Raw genomic sequence first — 359 nt, 5'->3', positions numbered from 1 at the left:
TGGCCGCGACCAGCGCCGCGCCCAGCTTGCGGGCGTCAAAGGGTGACACCTGCTTGTAGATCGTGCCCACGCGGGCACGTTCCGCATCCGACAGGACCGGCAGGTTGATCGCTCCGGGCAGGTGATCCTCGGCGTATTCCGCCGGGGCGCGAACATCGATGATGTCGTCGAACCTGGCCAGAACCGGGTCCGCCGTGCTGGCAAGCGTCAGATCCAAGATCAGAAGACGTAGACGGGCGTGCCGATGGGCACCTGGTCGAACAGGCTCATCACGGCCTCGTTGCGCATGCGCAGGCAGCCGTTGGAGACCGCCCGCCCGATCGATCCGGGATCGGTCGTGCCATGGATGCGGATGGCGG

At 66.9% G+C, this 359-nt stretch carries 2 protein-coding genes; both read right to left on the bottom strand.

Annotated features, from left to right (window positions below):
* A partial coding sequence (locus TW83_RS17510) for a rhodanese-like domain-containing protein (RefSeq protein ID WP_045984070.1) occupies positions 1–217 on the bottom strand: 217 nt, incomplete at its 3' end.
* Between the two features lie 2 nt (positions 218–219).
* The coding region (locus TW83_RS20185) for a L,D-transpeptidase (protein WP_045984069.1) at positions 220–359 on the bottom strand (140 nt) is incomplete at its 5' end.

The sequence above is a fragment of the Paracoccus sp. S4493 genome, from assembly GCF_000967735.1.
GTDB classification, from domain to species: domain Bacteria; phylum Pseudomonadota; class Alphaproteobacteria; order Rhodobacterales; family Rhodobacteraceae; genus Paracoccus; species Paracoccus marcusii.
This window is presented reverse-complemented; position numbering and strand designations above follow the sequence as displayed.